The organism is Salmonella sp. SAL04202, assembly GCF_046550775.1.
GTDB classification, from domain to species: domain Bacteria; phylum Pseudomonadota; class Gammaproteobacteria; order Enterobacterales; family Enterobacteriaceae; genus Salmonella; species Salmonella enterica.
Genome location: NZ_JBGDXK010000003.1, coordinates 124,289 through 146,579, shown reverse-complemented (window position 1 = coordinate 146,579; position 22,291 = coordinate 124,289). Strand labels below are relative to the sequence as shown.

Here is a 22,291-nt window from a genome sequence, read left to right as displayed (position 1 = left end):
GCCCTAATGGGATAGGCTCTTAATTTCGCCATTAAGTTTCTGCCACAATATGTCGCAAGACGTGCAAGCGTTCCACCTCACCTGATGAGCGAAACCACCATCAATAAGACGTTATTGCTGCGATTCAATTATTAAAAATAAAAAAAGAACCAGAAGAAAATTAAAAAATGACTTACCCACCATATTAGCCATTGTTAAAATCAAAGTAATCCCCGTAAAAGCTGGATGTTTTTATTTCTCATAGACGAGAATTTATATATTATGATATAATACGGCAGAAAAACATGCAGGTTATTAACCTGCCATTAATGTAAATAATTTTTTGAGGAGATGTTTCCAGTGGGACGTAAATGGGCAAATATTGTTGCTAAAAAAACGGCTAAAGACGGTGCAACGTCTAAAGTATATGCAAAATTTGGTGTAGAAATCTATGCTGCGGCTAAACAAGGTGAACCAGACCCGGAATCAAACTCAGCTTTAAAATTCGTTATTGAACGTGCGAAACAAGCACAGGTTCCAAAACATGTTATTGATAAAGCCATTGATAAAGCCAAAGGTGGCGGAGATGAAACGTTCGTGCAAGGGCGTTATGAAGGCTTTGGACCCAATGGTTCAATGGTTATCGCTGAAACGTTGACGTCTAATGTTAACCGTACGATTGCTAATATCCGCACAATTTTTAATAAAAAAGGCGGGAATATCGGAGCGGCAGGTGCTGTCAGCTATATGTTTGACAATACTGGAGTGATTGTATTTAAAGGAACAGACCCTGACCATATTTTTGAAATTTTGCTTGATGCTGAAGTTGATGTTCGTGATGTAACCGAAGAAGAAGGAAACATCGTTATTTATACTGAAGCTACAGACCTGCACAAAGGAATTGCAGCGCTAAAAGCAGCTGGAATTACTGAATTTTCAACAACAGAATTAGAAATGATTGCTCAATCAGAAGTTGAACTTTCACCAGAAGATTTAGAAATCTTTGAAGGACTTGTTGATGCCCTTGAAGATGATGATGATGTGCAAAAAGTATATCATAACGTTGCAAACCTCTAATTATAAATTAAACAAATCTGTCTCTATGGCAGATTTGTTTAATTTATAAAGCTGTTATAAAAAAGTCTATCTGGCCAGATATATAGATCTTTAAATTTATGTGTCTTATCACGACCTGATCTGACACATAGCTTTGAAAGATTGAGAGTTACCGGTTTTGATATAGTGTCGAATCCTTATATAAAACATGAGGTAATTTTCATGTTTCATACGACGAATCCCGTCAGCAAGCTAAGCAAAAGCCAGCAATATCGGGCTACTTACAATCTCCCTGTGCTCTTTAAGGCACCGCCCTTATAAATTCTGCTTGCGCTCGTAATGGTTCATCTGGCGCTCTACGCGTCGCTTGACTACAGGTGTGACTCCACCAGCGCGCTACAGACCATAGTGCGAGAACCGTGGCCGATTACTTGACCACTACAAGTATTATCCATCGAGCTACGACAAGGCTTTTACAGCATGTAGACAATCTGGTTGCCCGCGCTGCCCGAATTGATCTTTTTTCGTATAAATCTGGGCGCTTATCGCGGCTGAGTGGACGGCAAGTCACACTCCTGAACATCACTCTGGCGGAACCTGGCAAGAAATATTCCACGGCAGGCGTAGCGGAAGCGCTTGGCGTATCGGATAACACTGCGCGTAATGACCTGCGCACCCTGGCACGTGAAAATCTCTTAACTGAGATTTCAGAAAACGACCAGAAAACGGTTTTTAAAGTATCTTGGGATCTGAACTAAATACGGGAGAACAAGGAAAAGAACGACATCATATAAAACGGCATCGTGAGTATTCACAAAAGCAGAGCTGTGGCAGGATAACCTCTATAAATCAGAGATATTTTTACAGCGAGGAAGTGATGATGTCGGGGCTACATTCATGGCTTTTAGATAAGTCAACCAGTGACACCTATATGTTCATCAAGCGCCTGTCAGCCAACGATACCGGTGCGACGGGCGGGCATCAGGTTGGCATTTACATACCTTCTGGCATTGTTGAGCATCTTTTCCCTTCAATTAATCATACAAGGGATCTTAACCCGTCCGTGACGCTGAATGCACATACCTCCTCGCACAGTTGCCCGGACAGTGAGGCCAGAGCCGTTTATTACAATGGACGTTTTTTTGGTAAGACCCGAAATGAAAAGCGTATCACCCGATGGGGAGGAGGAAAGAATCCTCTGCAAAACGCTGAAAACACGGGGGCACTGGCCTTATTGGCGTTTGATCATCGTCAGGGAGCAGATTGTCAATGCGTTGATATCTGGGTGTGTCATGACGCTGAAGAAGAAGATATTGTTGAGTCATCGCTCGGAGAAATTGTTCCCGGATCGTTAGTCTATGGTCCCGCAAATGAGATTCTGGGCGGTCTGGCTTTAAAAGAACCGGTTTCCAGTGGGTATTGTCTTCCGGAAGAGTGGAGAACAAATTTCCCTTCGGGTAAAGAGATTATCCAGTATGCAGCAGCTCACTATTCCCCCAATGTCGTAGGCCCGGATAAGCAACTGATTGAACGTCGTCGTGTTGAATACGAAATTTTTCTGCTGGTGGAGGAAATGCATGTGCTGGGTATAGTTCAGTCTGGGTTTGGTTCCGTAAATGAATTTATTGCACTGGCGAATTCCGTGAGCAACAGACGAAAATCACGAGCCGGAAAATCACTGGAGCTGCATCTTGAACAGCTTTTTAATGAGTATGGACTGAAAACTTTTGAGACTCAGGCCGTTACGGAAGGAAATAAGAAACCAGATTTTTTATTCCCCTCTGCGCAAGCTTATCACAATGAAGCTTTTCCAGAGCAGAAGCTGCGTATGTTAGCGGTAAAAACGACCTGTAAAGATCGCTGGCGGCAGATATTAAATGAGGCAGACAGGATTCAGGATATTTATCTATTTACCCTTCAGGAAGGTGTTTCTGTTGCTCAATTTCAAGAGATGCAGCAGGAAAGGGTCAGGTTAGTTGTTCCCAGTAGCTTTCATGATAAGTACCCAAAAGCTATACGGGAATATCTTATTTCGTTAGAAACATTTATTGATGAAACTAAATCATTGTATGCCGATGAAATAATTTGATTCTGTTTCCCCCCGGATAAATTCCGGGGGGATCTGTTTATATTATTTTTTGGTCACCTTACTAGCAGCGGCTTTCATAATATAAGGCTGAAGCAGTTTTGCCACGGCTTCAAAAACGGGAACGACCACTGAGTTCCCAAACTGGCGATAGGCCTGAGTATCGGAAACGGGGATTCGGAATGGCTTTCCTCCGGGTTGTTCAAATCCCATTAATCTTGCGCATTCATGGGGCGTCAGTCTTCTTGGCCTTTGTTCCTGATTCTCTGGATTAGAGAAATCGATTTCGCCGAGTTCTTTATCCCATCCTCTGTCGATGAGAATTTCAGATCCATCTTTATGGTAACGAGCGGATAATGTTCTCGCGACGCTATTTTCATTATTCGGATCAACCAGACCAAAACCGAATCCATTACCTTTGGCAGCATGCTTTTTAGCATAGTTATAGAGATATTCCCATAACTTAGGGCTCAGTATATATTTACTGTCAACCACAGAGTCCAGAAGCTGACCAAATGTTGGTCTTTTCTCAGGGTAGAATTTATCAATATTCTTTAATGTGAATCCCTGATGGATATTAAGGTCACGGCGGAATCCGACCAGAACAATACGCTCACGATGTTGTGGCAGGAAATTTTTACCATCAATAATTTTAGGATCATCTTTCCCTGTGATATTGGCATCAGCGACTTCATAGCCTAATTCATCAAGGGTATCCATAATGACTTTAAACGTTTTGCCTTTGTCATGGCTCTTAAGGTTTTTCACGTTTTCCAGCACAAAAATGGCTGGTTGCTTTGCCTTGATTATGCGGGCGACATCGAAAAACAGAGTGCCCTGCGCTTCACATTCGAATCCATGTGCGCGTCCGAGCGAGTTTTTCTTACTTACTCCAGCCAGACTGAATGGCTGGCAGGGAAAACCGGCCAGCAGGACGTCATGATCCGGGATATGTTGATCGATATGAGCGTAGGCTTTCTCTTCTGAGATGCCTTCTTCTCCGCTTAGCGTGACTTCGCGGATATCCAGATTGAATGTGTGCGCATCTTCATCGTTGTACCAGTTTGCTTTGTAGGTACGTATCGCTTCTTTATTCCATTCGCTGGTAAAAACGCATTGCCCGCCGATGGCCTCGAATCCTTTACGGATACCACCAATACCGGCAAACAGGTCAATAAAGCGGAAATCATAGTCAGGATGATGAGCGGGTTGCTCCGGCAACATTTTCCGTAACAGCGCTTCTTCAGCCATGGTGAGCGATTTTGGCTCACACTTGCCATTTACCCAACGGTTAAGTGTTTCGCGGCTCCACTCATTTTTACCTATTTTTCTTAGTAGTTCTGCGACATACTTCTGGTCGTAAATTTCAAGCACCCGATCAATCAGCTTCCTGTCGCGCTCTTGTTGTTGTTTTTCTTCTGCTTCTGCTTTTTCTAGCAGTTCCTGCGCAAATAAATCGAATTCAGACATAATGCCTCCTCGGGGTTTATGGGTGAAAATATATCACTCATTTGACCCAGATGAAACGATTTGTTCTGGATATTTGATCAGTATATGCGTTCAACAGAGCGTACTAATTATGAGAGCTAGCCAATAGTGTTGCCAATTGTTCTGGGGCGTACATACAAACTGCGCAGTGAATCTTACAGTATCAGGCATACATAATTGTTTGCTAAATCATATATTTTCTGTATCACACCAGGTAATACAGCCATCTTACGCTGGAAAACAATCGATAAGATGGCTAATCAAGATTCCCACCCTAAACCTGACGCCTCTCAAGGCTATTGTAAATTGCCTCAATCTCACCCTTCAGGTTATCACCGCAATAAACCATCGATGTATCGTATCGTTCATATCGCGCTTCACGTGTCGCACTAAACCAGTTGAACGATCCCACGCACAGCAAACCATCATCACCAATAACAATTTTGCTATGAACACGATTGACCAGTTTTGTCGCAATACCAAGGGCATTAAGTTTCTCCAGCGCCGCTTTGAGGTTCTGCTGCTTCTCTTTTCGCTTCTCAAAATCATTATGTTCAGTGTTATAGCTTCTGTCAGTGACAATCGTGACGTTAATACCACGTGAACATGCCGCAATCATGGAATCAAGAAAACCGGTTTGTTCCAGCTTTTGCCAGGTTAGCCATGGAGAAACTATCGTGATGTGTTTATCGGTATTTTCAAACGTCTGATTCAGGAAATTATCATGCTGCTCCACACCATGGAGTGTGTAGATTTTGGTCTCGGCAGTTTTTAAATCCTTACGCTCTTTATAGTCAAAAAAGAGTGCATTTTTCTCTGACTCAAAGAGATATTTTGCCAGCAATCCCCGCGGAGATGAGGCTGGCTGGATCTCAAACAGGTCCATATCGCCGAAGACCAGGAAACTGTCCTTCGCACGGGAGACAGCAACGTTCAGCATGCTGTTATCACTATCAATAAACCCACCATCCTCATGCTTTGAATAGACTGGCGAGAATATAACAATCGCTCTTTCCGCCCCCTGAAGAGAATGCACGGTGCCCACCGTGAGCGACGTTTCATTGGTGCCTACGCTGATGCCTTGTTTATCCAGCGCCTGTTTGATGGTCGGTACCTGCGCACTAAAAGGCGTCACGATACCGACAACTTCATGAAGCGATTTTCCGTAATGCGCTTCAATACTTTGCTGGTTATCTGTCAGCCAGGCCGCTATCGTTTCAGCCTCCAGCAAATTATATCGACTTCCGCTACTTGCCAGCTCTCCTTTACCATCAATATGGAGATAACCCATTGCTGGCATTAAATTGCTCTCTTCACACCCTCTTTTAGGCAACAACTTACCGTGATAGCAGAGCGTATTGCAGTATCCAATAATATTATCGAAGCACCGGCGGTGTTCATATAAGTACATTCCACGAGCCAGTTCGGGATCATATTGATAGCGTGAGGCACACTGCGCTATTTTCATGACGCTGCCAGATGCGGCGCTTTTACCAAGCTCTGCGATTGCCGTATATTTCTCAGTAATCTCCTCTTGCGTACTGCCTGACAGAATTTTTTCCGCCAGCATGTTACCTATATCAATAGCAGGAGTAATACTCCATATTGGCGGGATCTGTTCCGTATCACCAATCACTAATGCCTTTTTAGCTAAGGCAAACGAGGCAGCAGCCACTTCAGGAAGCACCTGCCCGGCTTCATCGACAATGAGTAAATCGGCGAAGTCATATAAATAGCTTTTCTCGAATTTACGCTGCCCTTTATGTTCACTTATCTGCATATTGCCGGGCAGCATATAGCAGGTCATGACCACGCATGGGGTAAGTTTCATTCGGCGTTGCCAGCGAGCTGTTACCCCTTTAGCACCTTTCTTGCCCTTTTCTTTCTGTAGATCATCAATGCCGGCCATATCCATCAACCAACGACCTTCCCAGTAGTGGGTCGTCAGTAAGAATGCAGGGAAGCGAATCTGCGTATCAGCCAGTTCATCTGCCTGTGAGAAGCTCAGTTCCTCGTCGCCCTCATGCCCTAAATCAAATGCCAGCCTCTGCCATTCCTGAGCCGCCTGCTGTTCTTTAAGAACGATTTCATGCGCGGAGTCAATCTGCTGCCGGTAGGTTGTTTGCTCGCGCTCGGCGGAATTAAGCAACCTATCGATATTACGTTCGATGGTTTCAGGATCAGACCACTGATTCCCCGCAATCAGCGCACCTAATTTATCTTCGAGAAACAGTTGTATTTGGTACTGCCGCTTACTGCGAACCGCTGGAAGCCAGGAAAATAATGGATAGATCAGTGATTCACTGGCCCGATATTTTTTCCATTCCGCTTTAGCACTTTTTAGTAGAGTGACTTTTTGTTCTTGCCCGGAGAGTAATTTATTTAAATTATCGAGATATTGCTCAATATCGTTATCAATAAGCTCTCGCGTTGCCCGAACCTGGCTTAACGTTTGCCATACAGCGTTCAACCTTACCAGTTGTTCGGATTTTGCTGCCAACTGACCATGCAGGAGTTCAATAACCTTTTCAGGGGATGAACACTCTTTTTCAGGAAAGGCTGCCTTAGCTTTCTCCAGATAAAACAGCAGTGCATCCTCTACATACTCTTTTGACTCAACCTGGTTGAAGAAATCTTCAGTTTGATATTTTTTGGCGGCCTCGGCTTTACGAGTGCTTGAGGGAAAATAAGCGCCGAAGCTTTTCAGATCTGGCAACCATCGTCCGGCCATTGCACCAGTGCCCTGGGAAAAATCTTTCCCGAACGCCTCGATAATGTTCGTTACAGCCTGGTTATTCGTTGAAGTCGCGATAATAACCGGAGGCTCAGATTTTTCGAGAGCCGCTCGGGCCCACTGCGTGGCGATGATAGAAAGCACCAGCGTGGTTTTTCCGGTCCCCGGGGGACCATTAACGGCAAGGATATCGCCATGCCTCGCATCCAGAAAATGGCTTAAGGCATCGCGCTGAGCCTTTGCCAGCGGAAACTTATCCCCGGAGTGTCCAAGCCTGTCGCTGAAGTTTCGTCAAGACGTCCCGCCGCTATCCCATGCCAGTGGGTGAAATTTTTGGCATCTTTGCGTTCAAAGCTGCCCTTTCCTGACTCAGCATCTGCCAGCGAATTGCGCCAGTATGAGGCAAACCCTAAAGCATTGTCATCCATTACCAGTCCTATGTTTCAATGAAACCCATTGATTTATCGAATATAAAATCACCGTATGGATAACTATTGTCCACGTTGAAAGGCTGGCTGCAATGTTTTGTTCACGCTTCGATAAAAATACTCAGGTTATACGGAGTTCAGAAAACGACCATATCATGCTGCATGTCACCTAAAAGCGTTATAACTGAACCAGCGGTTGCGCAGCACGCTCCAGAAGCCCGTGAACCCGACTGGACAGCGTTCAGTGCAATATTGGAACCTGTAAATTCAGAAAATAACGCTGTCGAATGTTCCGTCGACCAGTTCACGTTGCTGGAAACCCATTCGCGCGTTACGGACTCAAACGTATTAAAGAGGTTCGCCCCCCCCCCCCCCCCGCTTTTCCTCTCTGCGTTTTTCCGCCGGATTAATACCTTCTAAAATAAGCCTTCTTATATCCGCTTGCTTCTCCCTTGCCAGTGCAAGAGAAATGAGCGGATAAGGGCCTAATGCCATACGGTTCTCTTTGTTTACAAAGCGAAATTTCAGATACCACAGCTTGGATCCGCTGGGGTTCACCTGAATGTAAAGACCGTGGCAGTCAAAGAGCCTGTATGCCTTGCCAGGCGGTTGGCATGCCGGATTGCGAGATCTGTAAGCGCCATTTGGGGGCACTCCTCTATCGAACCGGGTTTGCCCCTTTTTTGCCCCCAGATCGCGTGGATGTTAATGGATGAAAAACGACCAATACGGAAAGACCACAAAATAAATATTTCTATTACAGAAAAATAAATTATCTTTGAATTACAGATTGATATAGACGAATCTGGACGAAAATGGACACAAAAAAAGCCACCCTTAGGTAGCTAATTATTGCATCACTCGGTGCGAAGGCCGCACCGCGATTCTCGACGTAACCTATTGAAGTAAATAAGATTACAAAACAAGAGAACCGCTATATATACTCACATGTATACTCATGCGCGATTCTCTGAAAACGCAGTTAACTTAAAATCACGCCTCATCTTCTTCCACAGGTTCAAGCGCGTCAAGTCCCCTCCAGAACGGTGAACAACTCTCCATTTGACATGCAAGCCATTCAGAACCCGTCAAAGATAAAATCGAGAGCATTTTTGATGGTTTGCCTGTGGGAACGAACATCCATCACCTCATCACCAATCTGCGAAAGCCTGATACTCGCCATTTCGTGAGTCATCACCAGATAGTCATTACCTTCCACATTCAGAGTGGGCGTGAGGCGCTTAACTGAGTTATTTACCAATCTGCTCACAGGAAACAATGGGATAACCATGCGAGTATGCAGTTCATCAATAATATCGCTTTGCACATCAAGTAAATAAGGATAAGCCTTGCTGTTTCCTTTATTGCGATAAACCATGTATTGCATGATTAAAACGTCCTGTAATCGTCCGATAAAAGGCCGTGCTCATCAGTAATACGATTGAGCTCCTGCAAACCCGCTCTATTTTCTGCTTTCCAGCGTTCAACGCCTGTGGCACTGATTTCCTCTTTCAGCGCGGCGGTAAGCACCGCTGACAGATTAATACCTGCATCACGGGCTTGCTGAAGCAATGCAGGTTCCAGCGTGACACTGACTGTTTTTTTATGTCGTACACTCATACCCGACATAGAGCCTCCTGAAATTACACGTGTAATAAACACATGTATCTAGTATGGGGAGTATTTAAGCAAATGGCAATGAGAGGCGACTATCTCGCTCGGATAGCAACATCTTTGCCTGTCAGGTTTCCTTTAAACGGTTGTCAAAATCTACCATATCCGAATGACTCACTACACGACCAGCATCCACATCGGCAAGACCGGCCTGGATGCTCTGATGACGCCGTTCTCTTTCTGCCAGAAAACGGGTCAGCGCTTCATTAATAATACAGTTCCTGGAACAGCCTAATTCAATTGCAAGATGTTCAATAGCTGCGGTCAACTCCACGGGAATTTGTACATTAATGGTTTGTATTGCAAGCGAATTCATTAAGATTACCTCGCTAAAAGCCCTAGGGGAGTTTGATAAAACAATGCTTATAAAAACATCAACCTCATTTTGCGGCTAACATCCCTGGATAGTGTTTTGCCACGATATCATTCATCTTCTCTACCAGATCCAACCGTTTGAACGTAATGTGCCCGCTCCCCTTCTGAAAGTAACGAATAATGAAAAGTTCGTCTTCGAAAACCTGCTGATGCGGATTGCCACGCACGAAGTCCATAAACCGGATGGAGACATCATGCCGGTTATCGGGAATAGTCTTCCCGTCAAGCAGGTACAGCATCCTCTCCAGATCGGCGAGCTGGTCACGCCGCCAGCCCCAGTTCGGGCTGAAACCCCATTTGTCGTACTTCACCAGGCTATTAACGATAATCCGCTTACCGAAGTAGCAGGGATTATTGGTTTTATAGTCCCAGCTTAGTCCTTTGAACACATTGATAATGCCGCGTTCAAAAACGTCCTGCTTATTGTGGTGCAACTGCTCAAAGGTACTCAGGATATTGGCTTCACTGATGACCGGAAGATCGCCCTCCTCCAGATCCTTTGCCCACTGGCTGCGGGCTTCAGCGTCCATCAGAGTCAGCATCCCCGATTTCAGCATCAGGTCACGCCAGATACCGCGATCGATATTGCGGGCGATTACCGGCAAGGATTTATCCACCGACTGCATCAACCAGCAGTCAAAAGCCCGCCCTTGCCGCATCGCCCAGTGCTCCGCCGTGTTGCCGCCAATACTGGATGTCAGGCGGGAAATCTCATTAAGCTGGTGGATGACGGCTTCAATCTGTTGCAGCGCAGCATTCCGCCCGGTGACGATCCGTTCAATATTTGTCGAGCAGATAAGTTCGTTATGGTTAGTTAACACTTCAGCTTCTGTTTGCATAATTTTTTGTCCGTATAAAAGCAAACACGCCTGCCGGGAATGGCAGGCGCATTATGCAGGGAGTTAACAGGGAAGAAAGATCGGAAATGTAATATGGGAAGGCTGCTCGCAAGATTCAGTGTGCCGCGAGATAGCGTTGACGTCGCAACAGACCCGTAGCCTGTCGCGCCCGCAGAATGTCTACAGCTCGAAGATAGGGTGATTGTTCCTGCCAGCTAAATCCCTTGCGATCGATACGAACAAGTTCGTACTTTTCCACCAGAAAGTTCACGGCATCGGCAAGCGTAACGCCTGCGTTGATATGTTCCTGAATAACACTATCGTCGCAGAATGGCGTGTCGTTGAGTTCCAGGCCGTAGTGGCGTTGCAGTAAATACGACAGCAGTTTTCGCCAGGCTTCGACGGGCGACAAGCGTGACGGGGTCGCTGCCGGTGAAGACAGTGATAAAACGTTTTGCATGGTAATGTCCTTGTTTATTCGGCTGGGTAGATAGTGAGGTAAACGTAGCCGTGGCTACCGTTGGTGTCGGCCTCGCAGGTCAGGCCATTGAGGGTGATGCTGTGGCGGTGCGGCTGGCGCGGATCGAGCGCCCCGCTTTTTAGCACCGATTCCAGTTGTTTCACGAACTGCGGAAAGGTGACCTCCAGTGTTTGCAGTTGCTCCGGCGTGAAATTACCGCAAAGGCTGGCGCGGTCAGCCAGAAAGTGCAGGCGACAGCCTTCCTGCACTAACCGCGCGCCAAACGAGGGCGTGATATCGCTCCGCAGGCCCCAGACAGGCACGGAGGGTTGGTTTTGGGGCATTGTGGTTTTCCTTAAGAAGGGGGATTAACAAAGCGTCATCGCCTGGCGCTTGCTGATGATTTTCACAGCCAGCCCCGTTCGGCAAAGGACAGGATATCCCGGTGGCCGACAACGAAATGGTCGAGAACGCGGATATCGACCAGGTCCAGCGTGTTCACCAGCCGTGTGGTAATTAGTCGATCGGCCTGACTGGGTTCGGCATCCCCGGACGGGTGATTATGAGCCAGCACCACTGCCGCAGCGTTATGGCGCATGGCGGCGCGCAGGACTTCCCGTGGATGAACTTCCGTATGGCGGACACCACCGGTGAACAGCGTCTCATGCGCCAGTAACTGGTGTTGATTATTCAGAAACAGCACCATAAATACCTCCCGCTCCAGCGGCGAAAGTTGCAGACGCAGCCAGTCGCGAACGGATGCTGCGGAAGTAAAAATCACGCCAGGCTGGCGCAGGTGTTTATCCAGCAGATTCACGGCCCTTCTGATAGTGCGCTGTGCATACGGCGTTAAGGCGGGTGGCGCATCGGGCGCGGATGCCGGTATCAGTGATATTACAGTATTCATTTGTCCTCCTCTTCAACTCAGTACCTGCTGGAGTTCTTCGGCCATTACCCATAACGCCCGGTTGAGCTTCAGATCGCCATCAATGCCCTGAACGGCGCGGGTACGACTGCGTTTGCCCTGTGCGGAATGGCCGCCCAGACCGCCTTTTATCAGCGACTCCTGGATACGGTTATAGACCGTCCACAGGTCGCCGGACTCGTCCTGCCAACGGCGGGGGGCCAGAATTTGTGCTTCAGTCACCGGTTGATGCTCTTCACCAAAACGGTAAGTCAGCGCGGCTCTGGCAAAAGCCTGCTGTACCGGAGGCGGGAGTTGCAGCGACTGCATGGCTTCGCGCTTTTCCTCCACGCGGTCAAACACGCCGAGTACCTCGTAAGCCCCTTCGATAACCTTCTCCACCACGTCTCCCCGGTGCGGCACGCGGATTTCACCAAACGACTGACCACAGACGAGTGAATTGGTACAGACGCTTCTGAAGTACCCCGGCAGCATCTGGTATGAACTGGAACCATCGTGGCTGTTGAGTAAAATAATCTCCGGCACCTGCGCCCCGGTAATCTGCCCGGCACGACGCAGACGCAGCAGATGCTTGGTGTGTTCACGTTTGCCGGGATCCCTGACTCTGGACTGGCAGGCAAAGAACGGCTGAAACCCTTCGCGTTGCAGGTTTTCCAGCAGCGTAATAGTGGGGATGTAAGCGTATCGGTCACTGCGGGATTCGTGGCGGTCTTCACTGAATACGCTGGGGACCACCTGCATCAGTTCCTCATGGGTTAATGGACGGTCGCGGCGTATCTGGTTTATCCGCCCGAAGCGGCTGGCTAATCGCATGATTTATTCCTTAGTAGTGGGGTAACGGTATAAAAAAGACCATGCTCCGGGCAGGAACATGGTCCGATGGTATGGTTATGGGTAGGTAATACCGACTGTGGTCAGGCGTTGTCCGGGGCTTCAGTAACCGGAATACCGTAATCGGCAATAAAGCGGTTCAGCCCCTGTCCGGCTTCAGCAGCAAAGTTCCAGTCCCGCCAGATAAGGCTTCCGTCCGTATCGCGAACGACCAGACGAAAGTGGGTCTGCTGGTCATCTTCGATAGCGACGTTCTGATAGCAAGCGGCAACGGCGCTGGCCTCCGCACGGGTAAACGGCCCGTCCGGCAGGCGTAAAGGTTGAGGCATATCAGGTTCCTTAAAAACAAAAAGCCCCTGATGCGTCAGCAACAGAGGCGTGAGTAAAAATCAGCGGTTGTGGCAGTAACAGGCGTCGCTATTTGTGTCCTTTTACCGTCACCGGCAGGGGTTTGTAATACTGCGGATCAAAGATGGATAACGGCAGGTTGACCTCTTTGCCGTTCCGGCTTTCCGTCGCTTTTACCACTTCAATAGTGCTGGTATCGTCCTGACACTCACCCTCAAGAAAAGCATCCTGCGAGCGTGCAGCATCGCTGTCGCCAAAAGGTTCAACATTCATGACGCCCTCGCTCAAAACGTTGCCGCCTTTATCTTTCAGCCGCAGGGTTATCGCCAGGCTACCGAACCCTTCGCCGCTGCCGCCATTATCCAGCCGAAACTGGAGAGAACAGATATTACCCGGCATCCAGACGTTGTCGGTATTACGAATACTGATATAACGCTGCTCACTGGCAAAACTGGATGAGACCAGGCACGCGCCCATCATCACTGCTGACAGGATGATTTTTTTGGCAATACTCATTATTCATATTCCTTATTTTCAGTATGTCATTATTTTCCATTGCGGGAACAGATTACAGCGTCAGGAATACCCCTGCCACCTGAGCAGCAGGAACGGTGTTAATGACGTGCTCAGAACGTCACCTTCAGCGTGGCCTGACCGTTATATCCGTCGGCGCTTTCCCCGCTGACGCTGCGGGTGTAGCCGCCCTGTACGCCCAGGCTGACGTTCTGGCGCACGAGGGTTTCAACGCCCACCTGCAAATCCAGCGAGGTGCCATCCTGCGACGGGCTGAAGATCACATTGCTGCCCGCCGTGTCGGTCCCCATACTCATGTCGCCGTCAGAGCTGAAGGTGCGAATAACCGAGGGGCGCACCCACCAGTTTACCGGCAGTTCGCTGACGCGGTGTTTCATGCTGTCGCCGAATCCTGCCTGCGATGAGCTTCCCCGGCCAAACGCCATTTCTGACATATTGCCGAAGCGCAGACCGGCGCGGAGATGCTGAGCGCTGCCGTCGCCGAAGTTCACGTAGCCACCGTTGTCGTGACCATCCTCGAGTGAAAGCCCCTGCCAGATGTACTGGATCTGCGGTTCCAGCACCAGGCCATGGCCGACGCTGAGCGGAAGCCCCGTTTCCAGCGATCCCAGCCAGCCCCAGCCGTGAGTGTTAAAGTCATTATTATCAGACGTCGCTTCAAGATAGTGACGCGAGCCCTGCGCAACCATATCCACCCAACCGCCGCTGGCGTTATGCACCATCGTCAGGTAGCCGCCCAGGCTGTACACGTTGTCGCGCACGTCGCCTGCATCAGAGTGATCGTCGTTTTTGACGTCAACCGAGGACAAACCTGCCGCGCCGTAGATCCCGGTAGTCAGCGAGACCGGACCTGCGTCGCTGCGCAGCAGGTCAGCGCCTGTCTGGATAAAACCGTAGCTGCCGCTGCTTTCCGGCGTGTCGCCTCCGGCAATGCCGCCATTATCGTCATGCCCAATGTGCCCGCCCTGAATCCGCGCCCACACACCCTGACCACCCTGCGCCGCGCGGCGCTGGTTGTAGCTGCCCGCCAGCAGGCGATCATAATCCATGCTTTGCGTGAGCATCGAGGAGTAGAGAGCGGCTTCAGCGCGATAGTCCGCTTCGCTGGACAGATACCAGTCCTCATCCGTCGTGCCGTGATCCAGGGTGTAATTGTATGCGCCCGCCTGAAGCGGCTGGCTGAGAGCGAAAGCGTTATCGTCGGTGGTTGCGCCATTCACAGCATCCACAACTTTGATGCCCTCACCCGTGGTGGCAAGCCCCAGCCCGACGCTGCCGGTATTGGTGATATTCAGGTTGGTGGTGCCCGTCGCCTGCCCGCCGTCAATGATCAGCATATCGGTCGGGAACGCCGGATCGTTGAGGTTAACGGACATGTTGATGGTGCCGCCGTTGCCCACCAGGCTGGTGGTCGTGAGGGTATGCGGCGTAAAACCGGTATCATCAGCCTGCGCAAAAGTGATCGTCCCGGCGCTGTCGATGGTGCCGGTGCTGACGGCATCGCCGGTAAGCGTCAGGGTGGCGTCTTCGGTCAGACGGGTCGTGCCGCTCAACGTCCCGCCATCCTCCACGTTCAGTTCACCGCCACTGCCAACGCGAGTATCTGCCGCATTCCCGCCGGAGCGTACGGAAAAGTAGCCGCCGTTTTCCAGATACAGGCTGCTGGCCTGACCGGTTGCGCCGTCAATGCTGAACTCGCCCTGCGCGTTGGTGCCGCTGACCGTAGAGCGGGTATCGGCGATTAACGCCCCGCCTGCGTAAATCGTGGTATCAGTCGCCGTACCGCCAGCCGCTACGCTGAGCGTGCCGCCATTATCCACGGTGGTGGCACTGGCAGAATCACCGGTGAACACGTTGAGCTGCCCGCCGTTTTCCAGCACCACGTTGCTGGCGCTGCCGGTAACCGAATCCACGCTAAAACCGCCCAGCCGGTTGGTGCCGGAAACATCGGCGTCGGTATTGGTGACCAGCGCACCACCGGCGTTGATGGTGACATCTGAGGCCACGCCGTCCGCATTGACCTGGAGAATGCCGTTGCTGTTTACCGTGGTATCGCGCGCCTGAGCGCCCTCTTTGACCACCTGCCAGCCACTGGAATTAATGGTTGTATTAACCGCCATGCCACCTGAATGAACGTACTGATACCCACCATCGAGTACCGTATCTTCTGCATACCCATGTACGCTCTGATCGCCGCCTGAATAAATGGTTGTCGTTGTGGCAACTCCCCCTTCATTAATAACCTGGCGTCCATTCGCATTGATGGTGGTATTCTCTGCGGTTCCGTAGACCCACTGGCCGTCACTATTTTCTGCATCCGGGCCACCTTCAGAACCTGTATTAACAACGGTATTTGTCGCTGTTCCTCCGGCTTTAACCGTTTGATACCCTCCCTCATTAATTACTGTGCCATCAGCAACTCCACCTGAATGAACATACTGATACCCGCCATCAAGCTGAGTGTTTTCTGCATTACCATGTACGCTCTGATCGCCGCCTGAATTAATTACAGTATCAGTAGATACACCGCCTTCCTGGACAACCTGGCGACCATTGGCATTGATAGTGGTATTCTGAGCCGTCCCATAAACCCACTGACCGGCATCATCATTTTCTGAATCGGGACCACCTTCTGAACCCGTATTAACAACGGTGTTTGCTGCTGTTCCTCCCGCTTTGACGGTCTGATAGCCACCAGTATTGATCACCGTACCATCGGCAACACCACCTGAATGAACATACTGCTCACCCCCATTCAGAACCGTCCCTTTAGTTTGCCCCGCGACAGACTGACCGCCACCGGAGTTTACCGTGGTATCAGTGGCCAGGCCGCCAGCATCCACCCACTGTAATCCACCATCATTGATAGTTGTTCGGTTTGATACACCGCCATCTTCAACACCCTGACCTCCACCATTGCCCTCACTGTCAGGGCCAAGGCCGGTATTAATCACCGTGTCGTTGGTTTCACCAGACACCCGTTGTGTGTCGTGATTGTCGATGACCGCGCCGTTAACCACTTCACCAAAAGGAACGCTGGTTGTCTCCTCCGCCATCACTATCGGGCTGACCACCAGCCCCGCAGCCACCAGCACGGCGCTGGCACGTTTACCGTTTGCTTTTGCCAGTTCGGAGACCACCACAAATGCCCCCTGTACCGTATTCCATACCAGCCGGTAGCTGGTGTTCAGACCTCGTTTCATTGATACATTCCTGTTGTGTGTAATAAATAAAAAAGACCTGCATCCACGTAAAATGGATACAGGTCAGTGCAAAACGTTATGGTGAAGAAAGCGCATCCAACGACTGCTGAATGCAGCGAAAATGCGGCAGCGCCTGGATGAATCCTGTGTTTTCCGCCATTCGGTAAAGCCGTTCGTTGCGCCTGAATACCTCCCCGGTAAGCTGAACCACATGGATTTCACGCAGAACAAAAACCACGGGCCGCCCGTGATGTTCAGCGATCAGATACCAGTCATTCTCCCTGGCAACCAGGCGATAAGGCGCAAGGTGTTCACAACGCTGCCCCTCTGCCAGCAGCGTCACGCGCTGACAGGTCGTGATGGCTTTAACCAGGTGATAAAAAGAGAGTGGCGCGGAGGTACCAAGATCCGTGAGAGTCTCTCCGACAAGGCAGGGAACATCATCACAGGCCAGAAACAAACTGACCAGGCGGCGGTTAAGGCCCGGAAATAAACCAGACATACCGGCACGGTGGATAAAGGTCAGGACATCCAGTTCGGCCTGCGGGCCACCACCACTGTTTCGCAGACGGTAGCAACCGTTGTGACATTCAAGATCCAGATACATCAGCCGTTCATGAAAATCCCGGTACAGAGTCCGTGTCGAGACACCAAACTCAGCGGCCAGCTTGTGCATATCTAACGTTTCACCCGTGACAAGACGGCTGATAATCAGTGACAACCTGATCGCCAGCCTGTCGTGGCGGCGCTCTGTCCGTGTCATTATTGTTTCTCCATACGAGTTAAGCGCCTGAAAAAATCTAATTCTAAAGAAGGGGGATGACAGGGTATGTCCGCAACCTGAACTATTTTTCATATCGCGGCGATCCGGCTCTCATCAGGGATGCTGAGAGTTAAGATGGGAAACTACTGATAACGGGGTAATAAAAATGACAGGATGTGTCATTTTTTAACATTTTAATAACCATTTAAATCACGTGGATATGTTATAACCGCACTTCCATCACTACCTGTAAGACTAATTCCTCAATAAAGAAACGAAATAAAACAGCCCTGTCGCGGGAAGCAACAGGGCTACAGCAGGAAAAGTGAGGTTAAGCCGTACAACGCGGAATGATGCCTGGGGCAAGAGCCAGAAAATATTTAATCATTGAATGTCAGCAGACAGTCATGGCAGAGATACTCATCAAGCACCTCACCATCCAGACTTCCGCCAGTCATTGCGCCCAGCGCAGCGCCACTTCCCATTCCGACGAGGAAGCCAATCACACCTCCGGCGATCGTTCCAATGCCAGGAATAATGGAGCCTGCCGCTGCGCCGATCGTGGCACCCTCCGCACCGGCAACGCCGCCTGCGATGGCACCAATCCCGCCACCGACTTTTCGGCCAATATTTCGCTTCTGCGTATTCGTAGAACCGCAATGAGGGCAGATCATTTTTATCTCCTTAAACCGCGAAAAGAAAACCCGCCGGAAGTGATTCACGGCGGGTTATTGAGTGTTGTCACGGAGATAATATCTGTCTGAAAATAGTTGTAAGGCTACCGATATTTTGTATAGGCATGATTAATGAGTTGTTCCAGTTCCTCATTGATATTCATTCCATGATATTTAGCCATAGCCGTAAGTCTCGCTTTGGCTCCGGAGCTAATATATGTATTTAGTACTTTTTTATCCTTCACGGATTCACGATATTTATTCTGACTTCTGGTCTTTTTCATTCGCATAACAAAAAGCTTTAGTTCTGACTCATTCATCTTTCTGGTTGAGAAATAAATATCGTATTTGTGATATACCCTCAACTGATCCGATATGCAGGCGTTATTAATTTTATCGATATGAAGGATGATATCTTTTCCGTAAACTTTATCTATGTACTTAATAGCCCAAAAATAATCATCTTTATATTTTGCAGAATAAGTCTTCTCTGGGAATGGGAGAGGGTTTTCGGCCATATCCTGGATTACTTCCCACGATCTTTTCGCCTCCATAATTTCGCTTTGAACACATTCACGATCTATATAAAAACTCATTTCATCCAGCGCAAGTAGAAAAGCCGTTTTGTCTACGCAACCTTTTTCACAGTCAAATACATCAGTAGAAAAACAAAACGATGAAATTGTTGGCGTAGAATACATTAGTTTGTATCTCCGCATTACCGTATGTAATACCAACATCATTTCTCTCTGCCCTTTACACCAGGACAATAAATTTTCATTTATCAGATATTTTAATGCTATTTCCCTAAGTCCAGTTACATATTTTTCAATGTTTTCACCATCGCATTTGCATTTCATTACACTGGAAAACGCATCTTTAAACTCATTCCCCTCATGAAAATAAATGCTTATTTTATTTTTTATATTTTCCCACTCACACCCAAATATTTGGTTGCCTGTAGCATCACTAAACACAGATTCGCCTTTATTATATTTAATCACATTAAATAGCGCGTTATCTACTCTGATGTTTGGCTTTTTTCCATCTCCGGACTTATTCATATTATCTCCAAAAACAATCAACTTTATCTATTCAGATAGTACATTTTTAATTGATTCTACGTAGAGATTTACGTCGCATTTTACGTAGAAAAATACGTAGATTATTTTGTGTCTTTTTCTTGTTTTTTACATTGCGACATGGGGTTCAACAGCCTCCTTAGCACTTGTCATTTCACAAAATAAGGAACATCAGGTTATCTTTGGAAAGGAAAAAAATGAATGATTTTCTCCTGAATCAGGAAACATAACTTCGGAGTAAAAATTGACGATAAAATGGCGGGCAAAGCCAGAGCGGGAAAGGTTTTCTGGGTTATGAATATTGTCTGTTTAGTAATATATGTCTTCTGTCCCTATCTGATATATCTACTCCGTTATAACCGGCGGATGATCACCTCATCATGGATACCTGAAGAGATTCGATTACTATGACAGGGTTATGCTAAAAAAATACAAACACACCTTTCTGGTATGTACTACCAACATACCCGTGAGGATATTGAAATGAACCAACGTTATAACCTTGATAACAGACATGCTCCTTTCAACGAACGTTATCTGGAAAGAATGTGGATAGTGTTGAATAATGCTATCAACCAACATTCAAGAACTCTGGCTGTAATAGCCATACTCAGATTACCTGAGTATCGGGATATTGGCGACAGTATCAGTAGCATCCCAGACCACAATGGAAATATTATGTCCAGATTTATTGAATCACTGAGAGAAAAGATAACCGCCTATCAAAAACGTAAAGCCAAACAGAATATTCGAGTTCATTATAGTGAGTTACGCTATGCCTGGGTCAGGGAATATGAGTCAGGTAAAAAGCCACACTATCATATCGTTTTATTATTCAATCACGACACATTCAATACGCTGGGACACTATCGAAATGAATCTGACAATCTGGGGACGCTTATTGCGGATGCATGGCTGAGCGCGTTATCTCTTTCTGCATTCTCTGAATATCGAACACTGGTCCACTTTCCTGATAATCCATTGTATTACCTGCATGCTCATTCAACTGACTTTGTTGACATCTACAATAGCCTAACGTTTCGCCTGAGCTATTTTGCTAAAGAACGTTCTAAAATCTACAGTCGTGATAATCGTTCTTTTGGATGCAGTCAGCGCTGATAACAGCATTATTATTTTTTACGTAAGCACCGGTTGTTATGGACGGAGCAAGGCAACGATGAAAACGCCTTTCCGGATTATCATTCTCAACCGGGAATTTAACCATGACAACATTACCTTCTGAAGTAAACGATGAATTAGTCGATATGAAATTTATTACTAAATATTCAAAACTAACGGACAAATGGTTTTACAAGCTGATTAAAGATGGCGAGTTTCCAAAACCTATAAAGCTGGGTCGCAGTTCCCGCTGGTTACGCAGTGAGGTGGAAACCTGGTTCCAGAAGCGCATTGATGAATCACGTCAGTAGCGTTTTCCATTTCCTGCACCATTGTTCCCTGAACCTCGCCGGACAAGCTACCTGCTGCGGCTGTCTGCTTTACAAGGTATCGATCGATGAAAGAAACCACGGCTCGTCATGATGTACTGCTCAACTCCTATCAGCGTTGGTTGAGCGATCTGACCAGTATCGCCATCAAAAATGGCATGTGCCACCCGAACGTCCAGTCCAGCCACGGTCTTACACTCTCAGCGCTGTACCTCCCTAGCATTGGGGCCGCCACTGCGGTGGTGCCGCAGTGCCTGTACCGAATGATTTATGGCAAAACGCGCCCCGACCCACTGAGCATTCAGCGTGATTTTCTAATCAGCCTCGACATCAACACGGAACTGTTGTTCACCCATGCCGGGCTGGAAGGGGTTTTATTGAGTGAATGCGTCAGGCTGAAACAAAACCACCTTGCCAGCAAACTGCGCCATCTTCTGACGCGGGTCAGGTCGCGTGAGCTTCGCCAGAAGCTTATCTGGCTGTGCTGGTACGATTTGATGATGGGGGCTCCGGTAGACGACTGGCTGGATATGCTGGCGCTGGCGGACGATGTACAAATTACCACCTGGCTGATACACCGGCAGGAGGAGAATACGGTGCTGACGGCGCTGATGGATGAGTACGTCGTGTTTATGCACTACTGATCCCTGTGGCTCACCAAGACCATTCCTCTCGTGAGCACCTGAACCATTCCGCAAATAATTCTCTGCACTATCTGATTTCAATCCATCCCTGGCACATCGGCGCTCCGGCACTCTGCGGCGGCCGCTGCCTGCCTGCCTGCTAACTAACGTAAGGAAAAAACAATGAACACATTACTCAACCACTACCAGGCCTGCCTGAACGATTATACTCATCCGGCCATTATTCATGGTCAGTGCCAGCCCGAGATAATCCGATGGCACACGCTGGCGATAGTGTCCTGTACACTTCCCGGAGGCGATCTTGCCGAACTGGTTATCCCTGAACGCCTCCAGCGCATTCTCAATATTCCAACAACAGCACCAATGACAGCGGCGCAGGACATCAACACAGGCCTGATGTCGTTACTGCTGCCGGGTGTGCTGCTTAGCGAATGCGAGCGGCTGGGGATGCGTCGTCTCAGCAATAAGCTACAGTCATTGTTTCAACAATTCAAAGGGCCAGGGATCAGAGAAAGGTTAACACTGTTATGCTGGGCTGAACTGGCAACTGACATCGATCACAACGAATGGAAGGAGTTACACCGGTTATCCTCGGAATCCCTGATAGCGTGGACAGATCAGAAGCTACAGACATTCTGGGCATTGCAGTCGCAGATAGAAGACTACGTAGCTTTGAACAACTAATGAAAGGGCGTCACGCCAATGAGTGACGCCCACTTG

The 22,291-nt window shown here is 48.3% G+C and carries 22 protein-coding genes and 2 pseudogenes; 7 read left to right on the top strand and 17 right to left on the bottom strand.

Going from position 1 to position 22,291, the window contains the following annotated elements:
- Positions 1-339: 339 nt before the first annotated feature.
- The 3 genes from ACLJQJ_RS14500 (at position 340) to ACLJQJ_RS14490 (ending at position 3,124) form a co-directional block, all read left to right on the top strand.
- Positions 340-1,056 carry a YebC/PmpR family DNA-binding transcriptional regulator gene (locus tag ACLJQJ_RS14500; RefSeq protein WP_000532939.1) on the top strand — a complete coding sequence of 239 codons (717 nt, stop codon included), beginning with the start codon at positions 340-342 and terminating at the stop codon, positions 1,054-1,056.
- 410 nt (positions 1,057-1,466) lie between these two features.
- Complete coding sequence (locus ACLJQJ_RS14495) at positions 1,467-1,793, top strand: DeoR family transcriptional regulator (RefSeq protein WP_223229619.1); 327 nt, start codon at positions 1,467-1,469, stop codon at positions 1,791-1,793.
- 122 nt (positions 1,794-1,915) lie between these two features.
- Positions 1,916-3,124 (top strand): type II restriction endonuclease, encoded by a 1,209-nt coding sequence (locus ACLJQJ_RS14490; RefSeq protein WP_063809724.1) that lies wholly within the window; start codon positions 1,916-1,918, stop codon positions 3,122-3,124.
- A 42-nt stretch (positions 3,125-3,166) separates the two neighbouring features.
- On the opposite strand, the gene ACLJQJ_RS14485 is transcribed toward ACLJQJ_RS14490, so the two are convergent.
- The 17 genes and pseudogenes from ACLJQJ_RS14485 to ACLJQJ_RS14405 all read right to left on the bottom strand — a co-directional run bounded on the left by ACLJQJ_RS14485 (position 3,167) and on the right by ACLJQJ_RS14405 (position 19,461).
- Complete coding sequence (locus ACLJQJ_RS14485) at positions 3,167-4,591, bottom strand: DNA cytosine methyltransferase (RefSeq protein WP_063809725.1); 1,425 nt, start codon at positions 4,589-4,591, stop codon at positions 3,167-3,169.
- 292 nt (positions 4,592-4,883) lie between these two features.
- Positions 4,884-7,771: pseudogene (locus ACLJQJ_RS14480) on the bottom strand (AAA domain-containing protein).
- Positions 7,772-8,119: 348 nt separating this feature from the next.
- Positions 8,120-8,415 (bottom strand): annotated as a pseudogene (locus ACLJQJ_RS14475) (Arm DNA-binding domain-containing protein).
- 434 nt (positions 8,416-8,849) lie between these two features.
- The gene (locus ACLJQJ_RS14470; protein WP_020898325.1) at positions 8,850-9,158 is read right to left on the bottom strand and encodes a CcdB family protein; all 309 of its coding nucleotides are present in this window, start codon (positions 9,156-9,158) and stop codon (positions 8,850-8,852) included.
- A gap of 2 nt (positions 9,159-9,160) precedes the next feature.
- Positions 9,161-9,400, bottom strand: a complete 240-nt coding sequence (locus ACLJQJ_RS14465; protein ID WP_000016244.1) for a type II toxin-antitoxin system CcdA family antitoxin — start codon at positions 9,398-9,400, stop codon at positions 9,161-9,163.
- A gap of 112 nt (positions 9,401-9,512) precedes the next feature.
- Positions 9,513-9,761 (bottom strand): CopG family ribbon-helix-helix protein, encoded by a 249-nt coding sequence (locus ACLJQJ_RS14460; protein ID WP_020898324.1) that lies wholly within the window; start codon positions 9,759-9,761, stop codon positions 9,513-9,515.
- 64 nt (positions 9,762-9,825) lie between these two features.
- Complete coding sequence (locus ACLJQJ_RS14455) at positions 9,826-10,659, bottom strand: DUF4942 domain-containing protein (protein ID WP_063808974.1); 834 nt, start codon at positions 10,657-10,659, stop codon at positions 9,826-9,828.
- A 115-nt stretch (positions 10,660-10,774) separates the two neighbouring features.
- Positions 10,775-11,119 carry a TA system toxin CbtA family protein gene (locus ACLJQJ_RS14450; protein WP_020898322.1) on the bottom strand — a complete coding sequence of 115 codons (345 nt, stop codon included), beginning with the start codon at positions 11,117-11,119 and terminating at the stop codon, positions 10,775-10,777.
- Between the two features lie 14 nt (positions 11,120-11,133).
- Positions 11,134-11,463, bottom strand: coding sequence for a type IV toxin-antitoxin system YeeU family antitoxin (locus ACLJQJ_RS14445; RefSeq protein WP_020898321.1), 330 nt, complete (start codon positions 11,461-11,463; stop codon positions 11,134-11,136).
- Between the two features lie 62 nt (positions 11,464-11,525).
- Positions 11,526-12,026 carry a RadC family protein gene (gene radC / locus ACLJQJ_RS14440; protein ID WP_020898320.1) on the bottom strand — a complete coding sequence of 167 codons (501 nt, stop codon included), beginning with the start codon at positions 12,024-12,026 and terminating at the stop codon, positions 11,526-11,528.
- 12 nt (positions 12,027-12,038) lie between these two features.
- Complete coding sequence (locus ACLJQJ_RS14435; RefSeq protein WP_020898319.1) at positions 12,039-12,857, bottom strand: DUF932 domain-containing protein; 819 nt, start codon at positions 12,855-12,857, stop codon at positions 12,039-12,041.
- A 101-nt stretch (positions 12,858-12,958) separates the two neighbouring features.
- On the bottom strand, positions 12,959-13,204 hold the full coding sequence (locus tag ACLJQJ_RS14430) for a DUF905 domain-containing protein (RefSeq protein ID WP_020898318.1): 246 nt from the start codon (positions 13,202-13,204) through the stop codon (positions 12,959-12,961).
- Positions 13,205-13,292: 88 nt separating this feature from the next.
- Complete coding sequence (locus tag ACLJQJ_RS14425) at positions 13,293-13,739, bottom strand: IrmA family protein (protein WP_020898317.1); 447 nt, start codon at positions 13,737-13,739, stop codon at positions 13,293-13,295.
- 110 nt (positions 13,740-13,849) lie between these two features.
- Positions 13,850-16,960 carry an Ag43/Cah family autotransporter adhesin gene (locus tag ACLJQJ_RS14420; protein ID WP_020898316.1) on the bottom strand — a complete coding sequence of 1,037 codons (3,111 nt, stop codon included), beginning with the start codon at positions 16,958-16,960 and terminating at the stop codon, positions 13,850-13,852.
- Positions 16,961-17,036: 76 nt separating this feature from the next.
- Entirely contained in the window at positions 17,037-17,723 is a 687-nt protein-coding gene (locus ACLJQJ_RS14415; protein ID WP_020898315.1) for a WYL domain-containing protein, read from the bottom strand.
- Positions 17,724-18,103: 380 nt separating this feature from the next.
- Positions 18,104-18,397, bottom strand: coding sequence for a hypothetical protein (locus ACLJQJ_RS14410; protein ID WP_000562957.1), 294 nt, complete (start codon positions 18,395-18,397; stop codon positions 18,104-18,106).
- A 104-nt stretch (positions 18,398-18,501) separates the two neighbouring features.
- Positions 18,502-19,461, bottom strand: a complete 960-nt coding sequence (locus ACLJQJ_RS14405) for a hypothetical protein (RefSeq protein WP_063808975.1) — start codon at positions 19,459-19,461, stop codon at positions 18,502-18,504.
- 501 nt (positions 19,462-19,962) lie between these two features.
- Here ACLJQJ_RS14405 and ACLJQJ_RS14400 point away from each other — a divergent pair.
- The 4 genes from ACLJQJ_RS14400 to ACLJQJ_RS14385 all read left to right on the top strand — a co-directional run bounded on the left by ACLJQJ_RS14400 (position 19,963) and on the right by ACLJQJ_RS14385 (position 22,255).
- A complete protein-coding gene (locus ACLJQJ_RS14400) occupies positions 19,963-20,598 on the top strand; it encodes an inovirus Gp2 family protein (protein WP_024142939.1) in 636 nt (211 codons plus the stop codon).
- Between the two features lie 104 nt (positions 20,599-20,702).
- A complete protein-coding gene (locus ACLJQJ_RS14395; RefSeq protein WP_001620335.1) occupies positions 20,703-20,909 on the top strand; it encodes a helix-turn-helix transcriptional regulator in 207 nt (68 codons plus the stop codon).
- Positions 20,910-20,995: 86 nt separating this feature from the next.
- The gene (locus ACLJQJ_RS14390; RefSeq protein WP_020898310.1) at positions 20,996-21,571 is read left to right on the top strand and encodes a hypothetical protein; all 576 of its coding nucleotides are present in this window, start codon (positions 20,996-20,998) and stop codon (positions 21,569-21,571) included.
- Positions 21,572-21,733: 162 nt separating this feature from the next.
- The gene (locus tag ACLJQJ_RS14385) at positions 21,734-22,255 is read left to right on the top strand and encodes a hypothetical protein (RefSeq protein ID WP_020898309.1); all 522 of its coding nucleotides are present in this window, start codon (positions 21,734-21,736) and stop codon (positions 22,253-22,255) included.
- Positions 22,256-22,291: the final 36 nt, after the last annotated feature.

Bases quoted from the DNA above. Each gene is read 5' to 3' on its own strand.
- ACLJQJ_RS14490 (WP_063809724.1), top strand. From the start codon at position 1,916: ATGTCGGGGCTACATTCATGGCTTTTAGATAAGTCAACCAGTGACACC.
- ACLJQJ_RS14485 (WP_063809725.1), bottom strand. From the start codon at position 4,591: ATGTCTGAATTCGATTTATTTGCGCAGGAACTGCTAGAAAAAGCAGAA.
- ACLJQJ_RS14470 (WP_020898325.1), bottom strand. From the start codon at position 9,158: ATGCAATACATGGTTTATCGCAATAAAGGAAACAGCAAGGCTTATCCT.
- ACLJQJ_RS14465 (WP_000016244.1), bottom strand. From the start codon at position 9,400: ATGTCGGGTATGAGTGTACGACATAAAAAAACAGTCAGTGTCACGCTG.
- ACLJQJ_RS14460 (WP_020898324.1), bottom strand. From the start codon at position 9,761: ATGAATTCGCTTGCAATACAAACCATTAATGTACAAATTCCCGTGGAG.
- ACLJQJ_RS14455 (WP_063808974.1), bottom strand. From the start codon at position 10,659: ATGCAAACAGAAGCTGAAGTGTTAACTAACCATAACGAACTTATCTGC.
- ACLJQJ_RS14450 (WP_020898322.1), bottom strand. From the start codon at position 11,119: ATGCAAAACGTTTTATCACTGTCTTCACCGGCAGCGACCCCGTCACGC.
- ACLJQJ_RS14445 (WP_020898321.1), bottom strand. From the start codon at position 11,463: ATGCCCCAAAACCAACCCTCCGTGCCTGTCTGGGGCCTGCGGAGCGAT.
- radC (WP_020898320.1), bottom strand. From the start codon at position 12,026: ATGAATACTGTAATATCACTGATACCGGCATCCGCGCCCGATGCGCCA.
- ACLJQJ_RS14435 (WP_020898319.1), bottom strand. From the start codon at position 12,857: ATGCGATTAGCCAGCCGCTTCGGGCGGATAAACCAGATACGCCGCGAC.
- ACLJQJ_RS14430 (WP_020898318.1), bottom strand. From the start codon at position 13,204: ATGCCTCAACCTTTACGCCTGCCGGACGGGCCGTTTACCCGTGCGGAG.
- ACLJQJ_RS14425 (WP_020898317.1), bottom strand. From the start codon at position 13,739: ATGAGTATTGCCAAAAAAATCATCCTGTCAGCAGTGATGATGGGCGCG.
- ACLJQJ_RS14420 (WP_020898316.1), bottom strand. From the start codon at position 16,960: ATGAAACGAGGTCTGAACACCAGCTACCGGCTGGTATGGAATACGGTA.
- ACLJQJ_RS14415 (WP_020898315.1), bottom strand. From the start codon at position 17,723: ATGACACGGACAGAGCGCCGCCACGACAGGCTGGCGATCAGGTTGTCA.
- ACLJQJ_RS14410 (WP_000562957.1), bottom strand. From the start codon at position 18,397: ATGATCTGCCCTCATTGCGGTTCTACGAATACGCAGAAGCGAAATATT.
- ACLJQJ_RS14405 (WP_063808975.1), bottom strand. From the start codon at position 19,461: ATGAATAAGTCCGGAGATGGAAAAAAGCCAAACATCAGAGTAGATAAC.
- ACLJQJ_RS14400 (WP_024142939.1), top strand. From the start codon at position 19,963: ATGAACCAACGTTATAACCTTGATAACAGACATGCTCCTTTCAACGAA.
- ACLJQJ_RS14395 (WP_001620335.1), top strand. From the start codon at position 20,703: ATGACAACATTACCTTCTGAAGTAAACGATGAATTAGTCGATATGAAA.
- ACLJQJ_RS14390 (WP_020898310.1), top strand. From the start codon at position 20,996: ATGAAAGAAACCACGGCTCGTCATGATGTACTGCTCAACTCCTATCAG.
- ACLJQJ_RS14385 (WP_020898309.1), top strand. From the start codon at position 21,734: ATGAACACATTACTCAACCACTACCAGGCCTGCCTGAACGATTATACT.